We start from the raw sequence: 16,649 nt of genomic DNA on the forward strand, positions 1-16,649 counted from the left end.
TCCCGAACAGCCAGCCCGCCCCGAACAGAAGGCACACCCGTGACGCAAGCGCCACCCCGGACCACCGCCGCTCTCACCCCCGAGGAGGTCCACGGTGTCGCCAGCCTGGTCGCCGGGCTGGCCGCCAACATCGAGTCGGTCGTGCTCGGCAAGCCGCAGGTGGTGCGGCTCGCGCTGACCGCGCTGCTCGCCGAGGGCCACATCCTGCTCGAAGACGTCCCGGGCGTGGGCAAGACGACCCTCGCCCGGGCCGTCGCGGCCTCCGTGCAGGGCCAGTGGCGGCGCATCCAGTTCACGCCGGACCTGCTGCCCTCCGACGTCACCGGCGTCACCATCTTCAACCAGGCGACCGCCGGCTTCGAGTTCCACCCGGGGCCGATCTTCGCCAACATCGTCATCGCCGACGAGATCAACCGCGCCTCCCCCAAGACCCAGTCGTCGCTGCTGGAGGTCATGGAGGAGCGCAGGGTCACCGTCGACGGCGTGCCGCACGCCGTTCCGCGTCCGTTCCTCGTGGTCGCCACCCAGAACCCGGTCGAGATGGACGGCACGTACCGGCTGCCGGAGGCGCAGCTCGACCGGTTCCTGATGAAGCTGTCGGTCGGGTACCCCACCGAGGACGTGGAGATCGACGTGCTCAGGGGCGCCGCCGTCGGCCGCGGCCCCGACAGCCTCCAGCCGGTCACCGACACCACCATGGTCAGCCAGCTCGTCGCCCTGGCCCAGCGCGTCCACGTCGCGGAGCCGCTGCTGGCGTACACGGTGCGGCTGGCCGCCGCGACCCGCAACCACCCGCAGGTACGCGTCGGCGTGAGCCCGCGTGGCGCCATCGCCATCACCCGCGCCGCCCGCGTGTACGCGCTCGCGGCCGGCCGGGGCTACGTCATTCCCGAAGACGTCAAGGACCTGGTCGAGCCGGTGTTCGCGCATCGGCTGCTGCTCTCCCCCGACGCCCAGGTGCGCGGCGTCACCGCGCTCGACGTGCTCCGGGAAGCGGTCGAGTCGGTCGCCGTACCGGCGCCGGCCGCGTCCTGACCGGCGGGACCGCGATGAGGATCACCGCGCGCGGCGTTGGCCTGCTGGCGGCCGGGCCGGTCCTGCTCGCCACGGGGTTCGGTCTCGGGTACCCGGAGCTGGCCGTCCTGGGCTGCGCGGCGCTCGTCGCCGTCCTGGTCGCCGTGGCGTACGCGCTGTGGCGGCCGGTGCTGGCGGTGACCCGGCGCGCCGACCCGGACCGGGTGATGCGCGGCGAGGACAGCCGGATGACCCTCACGGTGCGCAACGGCAGCCGACTGCTCGCCGCCACGCTCGTGGCGTACGACCGGTGCGGGCCGACCGTGGTGGCCGTGCCGGTGCTCCGGCTGCGCCCCGGCAACGACACGGTCACCGAGTACCCGGTGCCGACCAACCGGCGCGGGGTCGTCACGATCGGTCCCCTGCGGGTGGTCCGCCGCGACCCGCTGGGGCTGGCCTCCATCGCCCTCGCACACGGCGACGCTACACAGGTCTGGGTCTACCCGAAGGTCCATCCGATGTCCGCCGTACCCGTCGGCGTGGTCCGCAGCCTGGACGGGCGGATCGACCGGGTGCCGCACGGCACCATCACATTCGACACCCTCCGCGAGTACGTGGTCGGCGACGAACTGCGCCACGTGCACTGGCGCACCACCGCCCGGATCGGCGAGCTCATGGTCCGCGAGCACCTCGACACCAGCCTGCCCCGGCTGGTGATCCTGCTCGACGACCGCCTCACGGCCCACCCGGACACCGCCGACGGCACGGCCGACAGCTTCGAGGCGGCGTGCGAGGCGGCCGCCTCGATCGTCATGGCCGCCCAGCGGGAGGAGCTGCCGCTGGTACTGCAGACCGTCAGCGGCGACACCGTCGTCTCCGACGGCCGGCGTGCGGCCGACACCCGGGCCTACCTGGACCTGCTCGCCGCGGCCCGGCTGCGCGCGACCGGTGACGGCGACGGCCTCGACCACGCGGTCGCCCGGCTGCGCCACCGGCGCGCCGGTGACACGCTCATCTACCTCACCGGCCCGGGGAGCACCGCCGACCTGGCGCTGGTGGGGTCGCTGCGCGGAGGGTACCCGACGATCGTGGTCGGCGCGCTGGGCGGCGCGCAGCCGCTGCCGTCCACCGTGGAGGGACTGGTCGTGCTGTCGGCCGCCGACGGCGCGGACTTCGCGTCCGAATGGGACGGGGTACGCGGATGGTGACCCGCTGGCCGCGCCGGCTCGCCGTGCCCGCCGCGCTCGCCGGGATGCTCGCCGTCGCCGGCCTGGCCCTCGGCCGGCTCTACGCCGAGCCGCTCGCCACCTGGCTCTTCCTCGGCGCGGCGGCCGGCTCGGTGGCGGTGAGCGTGGCCGCCCGCCGGCTGCCGTCGTGGGCCGTGGGCCCACTGTCGGTACTCGCCCTCGCCGGCTACACCGTGCTGACGGTGCGCCTGGCGGCCGCCAGCGGACGCGTCGACGGTCCGCTGGTGCGGGTCACCGCCGACGCGCTGGCCAACGGCATCCCGCGGGTACTCACCGCGATGATCCCGGTCCAGCCCCAACCGGACACCGTCGTCGTGCCGGTCCTCTCGATCTGGCTCGCTGGGTTGGCCGCCGCCGAGCTGGCGCTGCGCGCCCGCCGGACGCTGCTGGCCGAGCTGCCGGTGGCCCTGCTGTACGCCACGGTCCTGTACGCGATCGGCCCCAACGCCGACCGGGCGCTGTGGCAGCCGCTGACCTTCGCCACCCTCGCCGCGGCGGCCCTCGCCGCGAGCGCCCGGGACCGTGACGGGGACGCGGCCCTGCCCGACCTCACCGCCGCGCAGCGGACCGCCCTGCGGTTCCGGGTGGTCGCGGGCGCCGCCGCCGGGCTCGCCGGTACGCTCGCGGTCGTCGCCGCCGTCGGACCGGTCGTCGCGGGCGGGGTCGACCGGCGCCCCACCGACCCGCGCCGGTACGTGAAGCCGCCGCAACTGGACATCCTCGACGAAAGCCCGCTGGTGCGGCTGTCCGGCTGGGCCCTCAACCCCGACCAGCACCTGTTCGACGCCCACCTGTCCGGCGCGACCGGCACGGACACCCGCATCCGGCTGGCGGTGCTCAGCGACTACGACGGCGTGACCTGGCGGGTCGGCGCCACGTACCGTACGGCCGGACGGGTCCTGGTCGGGCCGCGTGCCACCGGTGACCGGGCGGCTCCCCTCGATCAGCGGATCACCATCGACGAGCTCGACGGGCGGCTCGTGCCGGCCGCCGCCCTGCCCGAGCGCATCGACGGCGCCCGGGTCGCGTACGACCAGGCCAGCAACACCATCGCGATACCGGAAGGGCTGCGCCCGGGGCTGGAGTACCGCGTCGAGTCCCGCGCGCCGCGGACCGACGTCAACCTCCTGCCGTCGGCGACCGTGCCGTCGGGCCCGGCGGTGACCCGGTTCCTGCAGGCCGCGGACGGAAGCCCGAAGGAGATGCAGCAGCTCGCCCAGAAACTCGCCGAGGGCAACGCGGCGCCGTTCAACCGCGCCCGGGCCATCGAGCAGTTCCTGTCCGAGCACTACAAGTTGGTCACCGACGCGCCCAGCGGCCACGCGTACCCGAACCTGAACTTCTTCCTGTTCGGCCCGCCGAACGGCGGCGGCCAGCGGGGTACCTCCGAACAGTTCGCCGCGTCGTTCGCGGTCCTCGGCCGGCTGGTCGGACTGCCGACCCGGGTCGTCGTCGGCTTCCGGGCCCGGCCCGGCAGCGCAGCGGTCCGCGGCGCCGACGCGATCGCCTGGCCGGAGGTACTGTTCGACGGCGTCGGCTGGGTGGAGTTCAACCCGCTGCCCCAGCCCAACACCCAACCCCAGCCGGTGGAGGACGACTTCAAGCCCCGGCCGGAGCCGTCCACCCCGCCGCCCTCGGCCGTTCCGACGCCGTCCACGCCGCCGACCTCGGCTCCCCCCAGCCGTTCCGCCAAGGCGGCCGCACCGCCCGCCGGGACACCGCCCGGCACCATCGCCGCCGCGGTGGTCACCGGGGTCATCGTCGTCGTGGCGCTGTTCCTGACGGTGGTCGTGCTGGCGCGGCGGGCGCAGCGGCGGCGTCGGTTGCACGACGGCGAGCCACCCGGCCGTATCGTCGGCGCCTGGCTGGAGGTCCTCGACGCGCTGCGCCTGGCCGGCCGGCCGGCGCCGCACCACCTCGCCGCGACCGAGGTCGCCGCGCACGCCGCCCGCGTCGCCGGCGCTGCGGAAACGGCCGAGGCTGATCCCGTACGCCCGGGAATCCGGCCGGCCGCGCCCGGCCTCGACGACCTCGCGGGACTGGTCAACGTGGTGACGTTCGCGCCCGAGCAGGCCAGCGCCGCGCAGGCCGACCGGGCCGCCGCGCAGGCCGTCGCGTACGTGGACGAACTGCGGGCGCGGCGGCCCTGGTGGCGGCGGCTGCTGTGGTCGGCCGACCCGCGTCCGGTGTGGTGGGCCCGCCGCCGTCGATAATCACTGGTCGTGGACACCTGGTGGGGTTACCGGCCCGCCAGGTGTCCACGATCGGCAAGAGTGCCGTCAGCCGGCTACGCCGTCCGCCAGCCGGCGCATGCCCGTGAGCCACCGGTCCGGGTCCCGGGTCTTGTGGGCCAGATAGGAGGCCACCTCCGGGTGCGGCAGGATCAGGAACCGCTCGTCGGCCAGCCCGGCGACCACCGCCTCGGCCACGTCGTCCGGTGACAGTACGGCACCGGACGCGGCCGTCACCCTGGCCCCGACGTGGCCGGCGTCCAGCCCGTCACGCAGCAGCGGAGTATCGACGCCCTGCGGGCACAGGGCGCTCACCCCGATCCCGCGATCGCCGTATGTGATCGACAGCCACTCGGCGAAAGCCACCGCGGCGTGCTTGGTCACCGTGTACGGCGCATCACCGACCGCGGTGAGCAGGCCCGCCGCGGAGCAGGTCTGCAGCAGGTACCCCTCGCCGCGCTCGAGCATCCGGGGAAGGACCGCACGGGCGGCGTACACGTGCGCCTGCACGTTGATCGCCCAGGACCGCTGCCAGGCGGCTTCGTCGTCGATCCCGACGCCGGAGGTGATCCCGGCGTTCGAGCAGAACAGGTCGATGCGCCCGTACCGGTCCAGCGCGGTGGCGGCGAGCGCCCCCACCTCGTCCTTGACCGCGACGTCGGTACGGACCCCGACGGCGTCGACCGGCAGCTCGCCGGCGAGCGCGGTCACCGCGCCGTGGTCGATATCGGACAGGACGATCCCGGCCGCACCCTCGGCGGCGAACCTGTGTGCCAGCGCCGCGCCGATGCCACCGGCCGCGCCGGTGATGACGACGACACGTTCAGCGATCCGCATCGCTCACACCTCCATGACCGCCGGCGTCTGTCATCCCTCCATGACCGTCGGCATCTTTCATGCCTCCGTGACCGTCGGTGCGAGGTCGAACAGCGTGGTCCGCAGCGCACTGAGCCCACCGGTGGTCAGTTCCGGGGTCGGCAGCAGCGCGATGACCGGGGTCTGCACCCCCTGGCGCACGTACTCGCCCACCTTGTCCCGGCACTCCTGCGGCGTACCGTGCAGGATCAGCGCGTCGACCACCTCGTCGGGGATCGCGGCGGTGGCCGCCCGCCGGTCCCCCGCCGCCCAGGCCTGCCACATCGGTTCCAGGGCCGGGCCGCGTCCCAGCCAGCGGTGGAACGCTGCGTAGGCGGGGACGGTCAGGTAACCGGCGATCATGCGACGCCCCAGTTCACGGGCGTACCCCTCGTCGGCGGTGGGGCAGACGAAGATCCGGGCCACCGTCTCGAAGCCGGCCTTGGCGCCGCCCAGTTCCGCCCGTACCTTCGGCAGGTCGCTGGCGGCAAGCCAGTTGAGGATCACACCGTCGGCCTCGGCGGCGGCCAGCCGCAGCATCCCGGCGCGCAGCGCCGCGAGCAGGATCGGCGGCGGGCTCGCCGGGGGCCGCTCCAGCTTGAAGCGCCGGACCCTGAACGTCGGGTACTCCTCGTCGACCATCTCGCCGGCGAGCGCCTTGCGCAGGAACCGCAGCGTGTCGCGGGTACGCCCGAACGGGTCCACGAACGGCTGCGCGTTCCAGTCCTGGACCACCACCGGTGACGACGCGCCGATACCGAGGCGGAACCGGTCCGGCGCGGCCTCGGCCAGGGTCGCCGCGGTCATCGCCAGCAGACCCGGCCCGCGGGTGAACACCGGCGCGATCGCGGTACCGAGCCGCAGCGTCGGCGCCCAGGTCGAGGCCAGCGCCAACGGTGTGAAGGCGTCCGTGCCGGCCACCTCCGACGACCACACGTCGGTGTAACCGACGTCGGCCAGTTCGGCCAGCAGTGGCGCGTGCGCGGCCAGTGGCACCCCGGTCAGCGGTACGGTGAGTCCCCATCGCGCGTACATCCGTCGATCATCGCACGGCGCGGAGCGGTCGCGACCGGGCCTCGGCGCGGGGGTGAGGTCGCGCGGCGGTGACATAGCCGGGGCGGAGCGGTCGCGTCCGGTCCGGTGCGGCGGTGACATAGACGGGACAGCACGGGGTTGGCCAGGTTCGATAATCTTGTTTCCGACATCTGGACCTGACGGGGAGGCGCAGTGATACCCGAGGAAGACCGCCCGCCGGCCTGGCTACGCGACAACGTAACGATCGACGTACAGGTCGAGGGTCTCAAGAGTTTCTCGAAGGCGCTGCTGGAGGAGTTGGACAAGAACTTCAGCACCCACGTGCCGCAGGTCTACGACGTGATGAGCAAGCACGCGTGCGTCGGCGAGGGCATGGTCTTCGCGGAGATGGACACGGTCGTTCAGCGCCACCACGAGTGCTTGACGGCGATCGTGAACCTGCTCCGGGACACCGCGTCCGGCACCTACACCATGGGCAAGGGCGCGGAGACGGTCGCCGTCAACTACGGAGACGTCGACGACGCGGCGCGCCTGAAGGCGTCGGACATCGATCAGGTCATCAAGCCTGGTACGCCCGGAGGCGAAGTCCACGCATCGGACGCTTCATCGAGTCCGGTTAGCGTGTCCGACGGCGGCCTGACCGACAAGGGAGTCCAATGATCCCGGCAGATGGTGGCGGCGGTGGCGGCTACACCGCCTGGGAGAACTACGACATCGAGACGCTGCACGCCATGGTGGAGAGCGTCACCGACGACCAGATCGAGACCAGCTGGCAGCAGGTCACGGCCTGGCGGAAGACCCAGGAGTTGCTGGACAGCCACGCCGGCATGCTCAGCTACTACCGGCAGGGCCTGACTGAGAACTGGTCGCCGGAGAAGAGCCCGGCGGCGGCAGCCTTCCTTCAGTATGTCGACGACCTGATCCTTGCGCTGCAGCAGGCGTCCAAGGCCTCCGATGACAACGTGCGTGCCCTGGCCGACCTCACCGGCGGGGTGTCGATCGCCCGCACCGAGGTCAAGAAGGCCTACCAGGAGTACGCGGCCAACCAGGCGAAGATTGACGCGGCGAAGCAGTCCGCTACGCCTAAGCCCACGCCGACACCCACCCCGAGTCCCAGCCCCGGGCCGCCGCCCGTGGACCCCGCCCGGCAGGCGCAACTGACCCAGCAGGCACGGCAGGCCATGGCGAAGCTGGCGGGGACCGCGGTCGATTCGACCTGGCGCATGACCGTGCCGCCGCCGTATACCCCGCCGACGACGCCGAAGCTTGACGACAACTCCCAGCACATCGACCCGCCGTCGGTCGTGGCGATAACCCCGCCCGTGATTCCGCCGCCTCGCACCTCGACCTCGCAGCCGGCTCCGGCCATCGCGCAGGTGCCCACCGGCACCGTCACGGGTAACCTCCCCTCCTTGCCGGGTGGCGGCACTGGCGGCGGAGGACCTGTCCTGACCGGTGGCGTCATTACTCCCCCGGCGCCGCCTCCCGTTATGCCGATGCCGTCCCCCACGCCTCAACTGCCAGGCATTCCGGGCGGAGGACTGCCTCTTCCCGGTGGTGTGATCACCCCCCTGCCGGGCGGCGGTGGTGGCAAGGTTTCGCCGCTCGGTGGCGGTAAGGTCGGCCCGTTCGAAGCCGGACCGGGCGGGCGCGGACCGGTCGGTCCCCTGCCCGGGCTGACGCCCGAAGCACGCGGTGCAGGCGCCGGCATGGCGCGGCCCCTCCCGCCGGGCGGCGTGATCGGCGGCGTACCCGCCACTGGAGCGACCGGCGGCGCCGCCGGCGGACGTCCTAGTGGTGGCACACCGCGAGTCAATCCGGTCGGCGGGGTGCTCGGTCAGAGCGGGTCGACGGCCGGTCACGGAGCGGGGTCGACCGGGGCTCGCGGCGCCGGTGGCGTCACCGCGCCCGGCCAGCAGTTCATGGCAACGGGACAGCGTCGCGGCGCGAGCGGTCACGACGGCGAGGCCCGGACCTGGGATCCGGACGACCCGTGGGCTGTCGTGCATGGCGTGGCCCCGGTCCTTGAACCGGGTAGCGAGCCGTCGTCTCACGACGCCGGACCGGGAGTCATCGGGATCGATCGGTGAGTTCACGCACCAGCCGCGCCTTCATGGCGATGGCGGGTGGCGTTGCGGCAATCCTGCTCGCGGCGCCGCCCGCCGTGGCGGACTCCATCCGCGACAAGCAGTGGCACCTGCAGTTCCTCAACGTGACCGCCGCCCACGCGCAAAGCCAAGGCGATGGCGTGACTGTGGCCGTGGTGGACTCCGGGGTCAACGGCAGTCATCCTGACTTGGCCGGAAACGTCCTTCCCGGAGTAGATGTCTCGGGCGCCGGAGCACCAAACGGTCAGACGGATGCCGACGGGCATGGGACCGGTATGGCAGGGCTTATCGCTGCGCATGGCCACGGCAACGGCGACGGAGCACTCGGGATCGCTCCGCGCGCCAAGATTCTTCCCATCCGCGACAGTCAGAGCCAAGATCCGACACCCGAGGCAATAGCTGCGGGCATTAACACCGCGGTGAAGTCAGGCGCGAAGGTTATTTCTATTTCTGCGGGTGGCTCGGATGTCCCCGCGATCCGCACGGCGATCCAAGCGGCTCTCGCAGCGGATGCCGTAGTGGTGGCTGCTGTCGGCAACAGGCCAAAAGCCCAGCTCGCCGCCTTTCCCGCCTCGTACGACGGTGTAGTGGCCGTTGGTGCCACCGACCAGAACGGCAACATCGCCAGCTTGAGCGTCACCGGTAACGCCGTCGTCCTGACCGCACCCGGCATGCGGATCGTCACCACCGACGCCATCGGCGGGTACCGGATCGCGGATGGGACCAGTGACGCCACCGCAATCGTCGCTGGCGCCGCTGCGCTCGTCCGCTCCAAGTACCCGAACCTGTCCGCGAAAGAGGTCATCCACCGGCTGACCGCGACCGCAACCGACAAGGGGGCACCGGGCCGTGACCCGCAGTACGGGTACGGCGTCCTCAACCTTGTCGGTGCGCTGACCGCCGACGTACCGCCGCTCGCGTCGAGCACTACGCCGAGCGCCGCTCCGAGCAGGTCGACCACCGGCGCGGCACCGCCGACCATCGACGTGCCCACCGGGCCGACGAACGCCGCCGCTCCCGGCAACGACAAGGGATCCGGTTCCCACGCCTGGCTCATCATCGCCGCCTCGGCCGTCGTCGTCCTGGTCGCGGCCGGTGTCGTGGGCTGGCTCCTGCTACGCCGGAGAGGACAACCCTCAGCCAGTTAGAACACGGGTAGCACCTGATTACCCGAGCCACCCGGGCCGGACCAGGCCGGCTTCGTAGGCGTACACGACGAGCTGCGCCCGGTCCCGGGCACCGAGCTTGATCATCGTCCGGCTCACGTGGGTCTTGGCCGTCGCGGGGCTGACCACCAGTTTCGCGGCGATCTCGTCGTTGGACAGGCCGGCCCCTACCAGGGCGAGCACCTCGCGTTCCCGCTCGGTGAGCGCGTCGAGCTCGCGCGGCGGGGGCGGCGCGGCGGCGCGGGTGGCGAACTGGGCGATCAGGCGGCGGGTCACGCCCGGTGACAGCAGGGCGTCGCCCGCGGCGACCGCGCGTACCCCGCGTAGCAGGTCGACGGGTTCGGTGTCCTTGACCAGGAATCCGCTGGCGCCGATGCGCAGCGCTTCGAACACGTACTCGTCGAGGTCGAACGTGGTCAGGATGACGACACGGGTGTCGGCGCAGCGGGGATCGGCGACTATCCGCCGGGTGGCTTCGAGGCCGTCGAGCAGCGGCATCCTGATGTCCATCAGCACCACGTCGGGTGCGGTCTCACCGGCGAGGCGGGCGGCTTCGGCCCCGTCGGCCGCCTCGCCGGTGACCTCGATGTCGTCCTGGGCGTCGAGCAGTGCCCGGAAGCCGGCCCGTACCAGTGCCTGGTCGTCGGCCAGGAGTACCCGGATCATGACATTCCTCCCAGCGGGAACCGCGCGTACACCTCGAAACCGACACCGGGGCGGGGCCCGGCGCGGAACTCCCCACCGAGCGCTTCGACACGTTGGCGCATCCCGACGATGCCGGTGCCGGCGCTGAAGGCCACCGGCCCGTCGACGCTCGCGCCGTCGGTCGCTCCGGCACCGTCGTCGGTCACCGTGATGACCAGTTCGTCGCGACCGTACCCGACCCGCACCTCCGCGGCGGCATCCGTACCCGCGTGCCGGCGCACGTTGGTGAGCGCTTCCTGCACGACCCGGTACGCCGCGCGGTCCACCTCGGCCGGCAGGGTGCCGGCCGGGCCGTCGACGTGCAGCCGTACCGGCAGCCCGGCCGCCGTCACGTCGGCGACCAGGGCACGCAGGCCTGTGGACGCGTCGGAGTCGCCGGTACCCGACAGTCCCGGGGCCGGCGTCCTCGGAGCCGACTCGTCATCGAGGCGCAGGGCGCCGAGCACCGACCGTACTTCCCGCAGTGCCTCGGCGCTGGCCTGCTTGATGGCGGCGAGCGCGGCCCTGGCCTGCTCCGGGCGGTCGTCCATCAGGTGCAGCCCCACCCCGGCCTGAACGTTGATGAGGGAGAGGTGGTGGCCCAGTACGTCGTGCAACTCCCGGGCGATGCGCAGCCGCTCCTCGCTGGCCTGGCGACGGCGGTGTTCGAGACGCGCCTGCTCCTGGTCGGCGAGGGCCCGTTCCCGCTCGGCCCGGGCACGGGCCAGTTCCCGGAGGTGGTCGGTGCGTACCCGCGCGGCCTCCCCGACCGCGAAGGCGACCAGCAGCCAGGCGCCGACCGTGACCAGCCGGCCCGGTGACGGGTGCGCGGCCGCCTGCCACCAGAGCCCGAGGAGCGCGTACGTGAGGTAGGCGGCGGTGACGGCCACCCAGGTCAGCCGCCGGTGACCGGTCCGCAGGGCGCCGATGACCGCGACGAACCCCGCCAGGAACGCCGGGCCGGCCGGGTACCCGAGGGTGAAGTACGCGGTCGTCGCGGCGACGGCGCCGACCAGCGCCACCGCGCGCCGACGCCGCCGGACCAGCAGCGCGGCCGGGCCGGCGAGCAGCAACGCGTACCCGACGGCCGGTAGGTGGGCGTGGTCGTGGCGGGCCGCCCCCGTGCCGCCCACGATCTGGATCAGAGCCACCACCGCCGGCAGGACGAACGGCGGTGGTCCGCCGCGGTCGCCCCACCTCCCGCCGTGCGGTGGTCCGCCGCGATAAGCCCACCTACCGCCGTGCGGTGGCCAGCCGCGCGCGCTCGGCCGGCCGTCGTCCAACCGGTCCGACGCGTCATCTCCGCCCACACCGCGACGGTAGATCAGCTTCCCGTCCGGGGTCATCGGGCCGCTGGCGACTGCCGGCATACCGCTGCCGGCGCACTCTCGCACCCCGCGCTACCGCGCCGGGCGTATCCGCCCGGCGAGGGTTGCGGTGGTGGCGGTATCTCGGGTGCCGTCGCCGGGACCGGTGACCGGACATCACGGGACGCCAAGATCATTATCCGACAATCCGGTGCGACACGCCCCGACGGGGCGTGTTCGCATCATGACAGACCCCTTGGGATACTGCGCCCCGACGATTCCCAGGGGAGGATGATCACGGATGATGGGCCCCTCACACGCCCTGTCGGGCGCGGCCGGGTGGCTGGTCGGTTCGCTCGCGTTGCAGCAGTTCGCGGGTATCCACCAGACGCCGGTGCAGCTCGCCGTAGGCACCGCGATGTGTGCCGGCGGGGCGCTGTTGCCCGACCTTGACCTGTCGGGCAGGGTCACGACCAACCAGGGCGGCGCCACGGTGGCGCGCACGTTCGGGGTCGTCTCGCTGTTCCTGGCCGAGTGCATCGAGAAGCTGTCGCTGGGGATCTACACCATGACCAGGGGCAGCCGTGATCGGCGCCGCGACAACGGGCACCGGACGTTCACCCACACCCTGCCGTTCAACGTCGGCGTCGGGTTCGGCGTGTTCGAGCTGTGCCTGCACTTCGGCAAGCCGGCCGTCCTGTCGGTCCTGTTCTTCACGTTCGCGATGGCGCTGCGTGGCCTGTTCGAGAAGTGGGCGGAGCGCGCCGGCTGGGTGATCGTGACGCTGTCGGCGGTCGCCGCGACGTTCGCCGCGTACGAGACGTTGCCCGCCGGCCGGGGGTACCCGATCCTCGGCATCGCCCTCGGCGTCGGCGGCCTGATCCACATCCTCGGTGACATGCTCACCAGCCACGGCTGCCCGGTCCTGTGGCCGATCCCGACCGGCCGCGGGCGGATGTGGCGCTGCTTCGGGCTGCCGCACTCGATGGCGGTCAAGGTCGGCGGCAAGGTCGAGGTGGTCGTGCTGCGGACCGCCTTCACGGTGGTGTCGATCGCCACCGCCGGGTGGATGCTCTACCAGCCGCTGCTGCAACGGTTCAACATCAAGGTGTGACGGTTCACCAGCACGACTTGATGATCGACGACTCCGAGGTGCCCGCCTTCTGGCGGGCCCTTCACCTGCCGGGCCTCGCCGACGTACACACGCACTTCCTGCCGGAGCGGATGCTGCGCCGGGTCTGGGCGCACTTCGACGCCGGCGGCCCGCTGATCGGCCGGGAGTGGCCGATCAGGTACAAGTGGAGCGACGCCGAACGGGTCGCCCACCTGACCACTCTCGGGGTGCGGATGTACACCGCGCTCGCGTACGCGCACCGCCCCGACATGGCCGCCGATCTCAACGACTGGACCCTCGGCTTCGCCGCCGCCACCCCCGGCTGCCTGCCCAGCGCGACGTTCTTCCCTGAGCCCGGCGTCGAGCGGTACGTACGCGTCGCCCTCGACCGCGGCGCCCGGGTGTTCAAGGTGCACCTGCAGGTCGGCGGGTACGACCCGCGCGACGCCCTGCTCGATCCGGTGTGGGGGCTGCTGGCCGAGGCGGGCACGCCCGTCGTCGTGCACGCCGGCACGGCGCCGGTAGCGTACGGGTTCACCGGGCCTGGGCCGATCGGCGACGTCCTCGCCCGCCATCCCCGGCTGTGCGCGGTGATCGCACACCTGGGCTGTCCCGACTATGCCGGCTTCCTGGACCTCGCCGAGCGTTACGAGCGGGTCGGGCTGGACACCACGATGGCGTTCACCGACTTCTTCGAGGACATGGCGCCCTTTCCGCGCGAACTGGACGCCCGGCTGGCCGACCTGGGACTGGCAGGCAAGGTGCTGCTGGGCAGCGATTTCCCCAACATCCCGTACCCGTACGCCCACCAGCTTCAGGCCCTGGCCCGGCTGGACCTGGGCGACGACTGGCTGCGCGCGGTGTGCTGGGAGAACGCGGCCCGCCTGTTCGACCTGTAGCTCAACCGGCCCGGCGACGGCCTCAACCGGCCCGGCGACGCTGCAGCCAGCCCGCCACCTGGGTCCGCGAGGACAGCCCGAGCTTGCCCAGGATGTTCGACACGTGCACGGCCGCGGTCTTCTTGGAGATGTACAGCCGGCGCGCCAGCTCGGCGTTGGTGAGGCCCTCGGCGATGAGGGCGGCGACCTCACGCTCGCGCGGGGTCAGCACGGTGTCGTCGACACCGGCCGCGGCGGGCGCGGGCAGCCCGACCCGCCCGCGCAGGGCGTCGACCTCGGCGGCGCGCCAGCCCGGCCACCGGGCCAGCAGTCCATCGGCCGTGGTGACGTGTTCCCGTGCCCGGTCGAGCTGGCCGAGATCGATCAGGCAGCGCGCCGCACCGGTGTGCGCGCTCGCCCGGACCGGCGGGCGCAGCCCGGCCGCGCCGGCCGCCGCCTCGTACCCGACGAGCGCCTCGCCGAACCGCCCCTCCGCCTCGTCGAACTGGGCGGTGATCAATGCCCGCCAGCCCGTCGACGGGTCCAGCCAGCCCGCTGACAGCTCCGACCAGGCAACCCGCTCGATCAACGGGCGCAGCCGGTCGGCGGGCAGGCCGGCCGCCAGACCGGCGGCGACCAGGTCGTGGGCCTGGTCGGGGTACGGCTGCCCGCCACGCTCGACAGCGGCGTACACCTCGTCGAGGGCGGCCCGCGCCGCTTCCGCGTCGCCGCGCCGGCAGGCGAGGTGGAGGGCCAGCCCGGCGACCGCCAGCGACGGCTTGCCGTCGGAGTCGGCGCCGACGGCGGCCAGGATCGACTCGACCCGGTCGAGGTCGCCGGCCTCCAGCGACAGGCCGGCCAGGAAGACGTCATGGTAATGGATGCGCCGGCTGGTACGCAGGTAACCGCTCTCGCGACGGTGCCCCTCCTCGAGCACCTCCAGCGCGGTGCGCAGGTCCCCCTCCTCCATCGCGAGGCGCGCCCGGCCCTCCACGTACGCGGCGACGGCGAGGGACTCGAAGCCGGCCCGTTCGGCGTCGGTGCGCATCCGTTCGAGTAGTCCCTGGGCCTCGGCCAGGACGGACATCGCTCCGTTGTTGAGGACGTTGTGCAGCGCCCGCGCGGCGACGAGCCACTCGCCGGCCGACTCGGCCTCCTCGGCGACCCGCAGCAGCAGCTTGCGCCCCTCGTCCACGCCACCGGGGACGCCCAGTAGCAACGCCGAGCCCTTCTCCACCGCGGCGGCCAGGCGTACGCCGGGCAGGTCGAGCTCCTGGGCGAGGGCGATGGCACGATCGGCCCAGGCGATCGCGTCGACCTGGCGGTCGGTGAGCATGTACGACTGCGCGACCGTGGCCATCGCCCGCGCCTGTTCGGCGCCGCACGGCAACTGGTCGATGATCTCGCGGATCTCGTCGATGAGGATGTGCACGTCCTCACGCCGGCCTTCCTCCCACGCCAGGCGGGCGAGCAGGCGGAGGGCTGCGGAGCGGTCCCCGGCCTCGGTGGCGTCCCGCAGCCAGCGCCGGGCGTGCTGGTCGGCGTCGTGGAGCAGCCCCGCGAGCCAGGCCGCGCGGGCCGCCCCGGCGCGTAGGTCCAGGTCGTCGGGTGCCTCCTCCAGCCCCATTTCGGCCAGGGTGAGCGCCTGGTACGCGGCGCCGATGGCAAGGTAGTGCGCGCAGCCGGCGCGCGCGGCGCGGATCAGGTCGCCGTACCGGCCGGCGCCCCGGGCGTGCTGGGCGACCAGGGCCGGGTCGGCGTCGCCGGTGGCCAGCAGCGCTTCCAACGCCAGCTCGTGCAGCCGGCGGCGCTCGCGGCCGAGCAGTTGGTCGGCGACCGCTTCCCGGGCCAGGGCGTGCCGGAAGCTGAACTCGTCCTCGCCGGTCTCGATCAGCAGGCCGCGCCGGACAAGGTCGCGGAGCACCATGATCAGGTCGTACTCGGGAAGCTGCACCACCGCCGCCAACACATCGAACGGGATCTTGCGACCGAGGACCGCGGCGGCCTCCACCACCTGCTGCTGGCGCGGGTCGACGTCGTCGAGCTGCCGGCGCAACGCCTCGGCGAGGTTCCACGGCAGCGGCTGGTCGCACAGCCGTTCCAGGTCCAGCTCCCCGTCACCGCCGGCCCGCAGCAGCTCCTCCAGGAAGTACGGGTTGCCGCCGGTGCGGTGGTGCAGCGACCGTGCCGCCCGGTAGGACGGCGGCCGCCCGGACACGGCTTCCAGGAGCACCGACGTCTCGGGCAGTCCCAGCCGATCCAGCCGCAGGTGGGTGACGGTGTGCCGGCGCTCGATGCGGGTGAGCAGGTCGGCGACCGGGCTGCGACGGGTCACCTCGTCTGGCCGGTAGGTGCCGACGAGCAGCCGGCGGCCGGGCAGCTCGGGGATGCGTTCGAACAGCGCGACACTCTCCGGGTCGGCCCAGTGCAGGTCTTCGAAGACGACGACGGCCGGCGGCGCGGCGAGCGCCTGGACCACACCGGTGGCGGCCCGCAGCCGCTCGACACTGCTGTGCGCGGGGTCGTCGATCACCGCGAGCACGCCGGGGTCCACGGTGGCCGCGGAGCCGGCCGCCCGCATGCCGTCGACGGCGTCGAGCAACAGCCCGTACGGCCGGCCGAGGGCGCCGGGGTCGGCCTGCGCCACGAGCACCCGGGCGTCGGTGGGCAGGCCGGCGAGCAGTTCCTGGACGAGCCGGCTCTTGCCGATGCCGGCCTCGCCGGCGACGAGGGCCACCTGCGGGCCGGGACCGGCCGCGAGCCGGACGAGGCGGCGCAGCTCGGCATTCCGCCCCACCATCACGGGGCTCACTCCACCACGACCGACACGCACGCCGACAGCGTACCGGCGCGTTGATCAGTTGTCCGGAATGTCCGTACCGCGCCGCGCGCCGCGCCCTTTCCGGAACCTCGCACCGCCCCCGGTCCGGCGATCACGCCGGAGACCGGCACCGCGGCGCTCAGCCCCGCCGCCGGTGCCGGCCGCGGCCGGCCCGCCGCCGCTCCGCAG

The 16,649-nt window shown here is 73.1% G+C and carries 13 protein-coding genes; 8 read left to right on the top strand and 5 right to left on the bottom strand.

Annotated features, from left to right (window positions below; translation table 11 throughout):
• The first annotated feature begins 39 nt into the window (after positions 1–39).
• The 3 genes from ACNTMW_RS03745 to ACNTMW_RS03755 are packed head-to-tail and all read left to right on the top strand — an operon-like array spanning position 40 to position 4,474.
• On the top strand, positions 40–1,035 hold the full coding sequence (locus ACNTMW_RS03745) for an AAA family ATPase (RefSeq protein ID WP_426631918.1): 996 nt from the start codon (positions 40–42) through the stop codon (positions 1,033–1,035).
• Positions 1,036–1,049: 14 nt separating this feature from the next.
• Positions 1,050–2,222 carry a DUF58 domain-containing protein gene (locus tag ACNTMW_RS03750; protein ID WP_426631919.1) on the top strand — a complete coding sequence of 391 codons (1,173 nt, stop codon included), beginning with the start codon at positions 1,050–1,052 and terminating at the stop codon, positions 2,220–2,222.
• Positions 2,216–4,474: a transglutaminase TgpA family protein gene (locus ACNTMW_RS03755; RefSeq protein WP_426631920.1), complete on the top strand. Its 2,259-nt coding sequence runs from the start codon at positions 2,216–2,218 to the stop codon at positions 4,472–4,474. The genes ACNTMW_RS03750 and ACNTMW_RS03755 overlap by 7 nt, the downstream gene beginning before the upstream one ends.
• A gap of 66 nt (positions 4,475–4,540) precedes the next feature.
• Here the strand turns inward: ACNTMW_RS03755 and ACNTMW_RS03760 are convergent, their stop codons facing one another.
• Together ACNTMW_RS03760 and ACNTMW_RS03765 are read right to left on the bottom strand one after the other, a co-directional pair.
• Positions 4,541–5,329 carry an SDR family oxidoreductase gene (locus tag ACNTMW_RS03760; protein WP_426631921.1) on the bottom strand — a complete coding sequence of 263 codons (789 nt, stop codon included), beginning with the start codon at positions 5,327–5,329 and terminating at the stop codon, positions 4,541–4,543.
• A 57-nt stretch (positions 5,330–5,386) separates the two neighbouring features.
• The gene (locus tag ACNTMW_RS03765) at positions 5,387–6,382 is read right to left on the bottom strand and encodes an LLM class F420-dependent oxidoreductase (protein ID WP_426631922.1); all 996 of its coding nucleotides are present in this window, start codon (positions 6,380–6,382) and stop codon (positions 5,387–5,389) included.
• Positions 6,383–6,574: 192 nt separating this feature from the next.
• Between ACNTMW_RS03765 and ACNTMW_RS03770 the strand changes: the two genes are divergently transcribed.
• The 3 genes from ACNTMW_RS03770 (at position 6,575) to ACNTMW_RS03780 (ending at position 9,638) form a co-directional block, all read left to right on the top strand.
• Positions 6,575–7,042, top strand: a complete 468-nt coding sequence (locus ACNTMW_RS03770; RefSeq protein ID WP_426631923.1) for a hypothetical protein — start codon at positions 6,575–6,577, stop codon at positions 7,040–7,042.
• Between the two features lie 71 nt (positions 7,043–7,113).
• A complete protein-coding gene (locus ACNTMW_RS03775; RefSeq protein WP_426631924.1) occupies positions 7,114–8,472 on the top strand; it encodes a hypothetical protein in 1,359 nt (452 codons plus the stop codon).
• A gap of 23 nt (positions 8,473–8,495) precedes the next feature.
• Positions 8,496–9,638 carry a S8 family serine peptidase gene (locus tag ACNTMW_RS03780; protein WP_426632133.1) on the top strand — a complete coding sequence of 381 codons (1,143 nt, stop codon included), beginning with the start codon at positions 8,496–8,498 and terminating at the stop codon, positions 9,636–9,638.
• 18 nt (positions 9,639–9,656) lie between these two features.
• On the opposite strand, the gene ACNTMW_RS03785 is transcribed toward ACNTMW_RS03780, so the two are convergent.
• Positions 9,657–10,322: a response regulator gene (locus ACNTMW_RS03785; RefSeq protein ID WP_426631925.1), complete on the bottom strand. Its 666-nt coding sequence runs from the start codon at positions 10,320–10,322 to the stop codon at positions 9,657–9,659.
• A complete protein-coding gene (locus ACNTMW_RS03790) occupies positions 10,319–11,494 on the bottom strand; it encodes a sensor histidine kinase (protein ID WP_426631926.1) in 1,176 nt (391 codons plus the stop codon). Before ACNTMW_RS03790 ends, ACNTMW_RS03785 begins: the two co-directional genes overlap by 4 nt.
• A 454-nt stretch (positions 11,495–11,948) precedes the next feature.
• Between ACNTMW_RS03790 and ACNTMW_RS03795 the strand changes: the two genes are divergently transcribed.
• Positions 11,949–12,761 carry a metal-dependent hydrolase gene (locus ACNTMW_RS03795; protein WP_426631927.1) on the top strand — a complete coding sequence of 271 codons (813 nt, stop codon included), beginning with the start codon at positions 11,949–11,951 and terminating at the stop codon, positions 12,759–12,761.
• A 20-nt stretch (positions 12,762–12,781) separates the two neighbouring features.
• Positions 12,782–13,660, top strand: a complete 879-nt coding sequence (locus tag ACNTMW_RS03800) for an amidohydrolase family protein (RefSeq protein WP_426632134.1) — start codon at positions 12,782–12,784, stop codon at positions 13,658–13,660.
• A gap of 22 nt (positions 13,661–13,682) precedes the next feature.
• On the opposite strand, the gene ACNTMW_RS03805 is transcribed toward ACNTMW_RS03800, so the two are convergent.
• Positions 13,683–16,439 carry a helix-turn-helix transcriptional regulator gene (locus ACNTMW_RS03805; protein ID WP_426631928.1) on the bottom strand — a complete coding sequence of 919 codons (2,757 nt, stop codon included), beginning with the start codon at positions 16,437–16,439 and terminating at the stop codon, positions 13,683–13,685.
• Between the last annotated feature and the right edge of the window lie 210 nt (positions 16,440–16,649).

The sequence above is a fragment of the Planosporangium spinosum genome (genome assembly GCF_049999945.1).
Taxonomy (GTDB): Bacteria; Actinomycetota; Actinomycetes; order Mycobacteriales; family Micromonosporaceae; genus Planosporangium; species Planosporangium spinosum.

Bases quoted from the DNA above. Each gene is read 5' to 3' on its own strand.
- ACNTMW_RS03775 (WP_426631924.1), top strand. From the start codon at position 7,114: ATGGTGGAGAGCGTCACCGACGACCAGATCGAGACCAGCTGGCAGCAG.
- ACNTMW_RS03805 (WP_426631928.1), bottom strand. From the start codon at position 16,439: ATGGTGGGGCGGAATGCCGAGCTGCGCCGCCTCGTCCGGCTCGCGGCC.
- ACNTMW_RS03795 (WP_426631927.1), top strand. From the start codon at position 11,949: ATGATGGGCCCCTCACACGCCCTGTCGGGCGCGGCCGGGTGGCTGGTC.
- ACNTMW_RS03765 (WP_426631922.1), bottom strand. From the start codon at position 6,382: ATGTACGCGCGATGGGGACTCACCGTACCGCTGACCGGGGTGCCACTG.
- ACNTMW_RS03780 (WP_426632133.1), top strand. From the start codon at position 8,496: ATGGCGATGGCGGGTGGCGTTGCGGCAATCCTGCTCGCGGCGCCGCCC.
- ACNTMW_RS03755 (WP_426631920.1), top strand. From the start codon at position 2,216: ATGGTGACCCGCTGGCCGCGCCGGCTCGCCGTGCCCGCCGCGCTCGCC.
- ACNTMW_RS03800 (WP_426632134.1), top strand. From the start codon at position 12,782: ATGATCGACGACTCCGAGGTGCCCGCCTTCTGGCGGGCCCTTCACCTG.
- ACNTMW_RS03760 (WP_426631921.1), bottom strand. From the start codon at position 5,329: ATGCGGATCGCTGAACGTGTCGTCGTCATCACCGGCGCGGCCGGTGGC.
- ACNTMW_RS03750 (WP_426631919.1), top strand. From the start codon at position 1,050: ATGAGGATCACCGCGCGCGGCGTTGGCCTGCTGGCGGCCGGGCCGGTC.
- ACNTMW_RS03785 (WP_426631925.1), bottom strand. From the start codon at position 10,322: ATGATCCGGGTACTCCTGGCCGACGACCAGGCACTGGTACGGGCCGGC.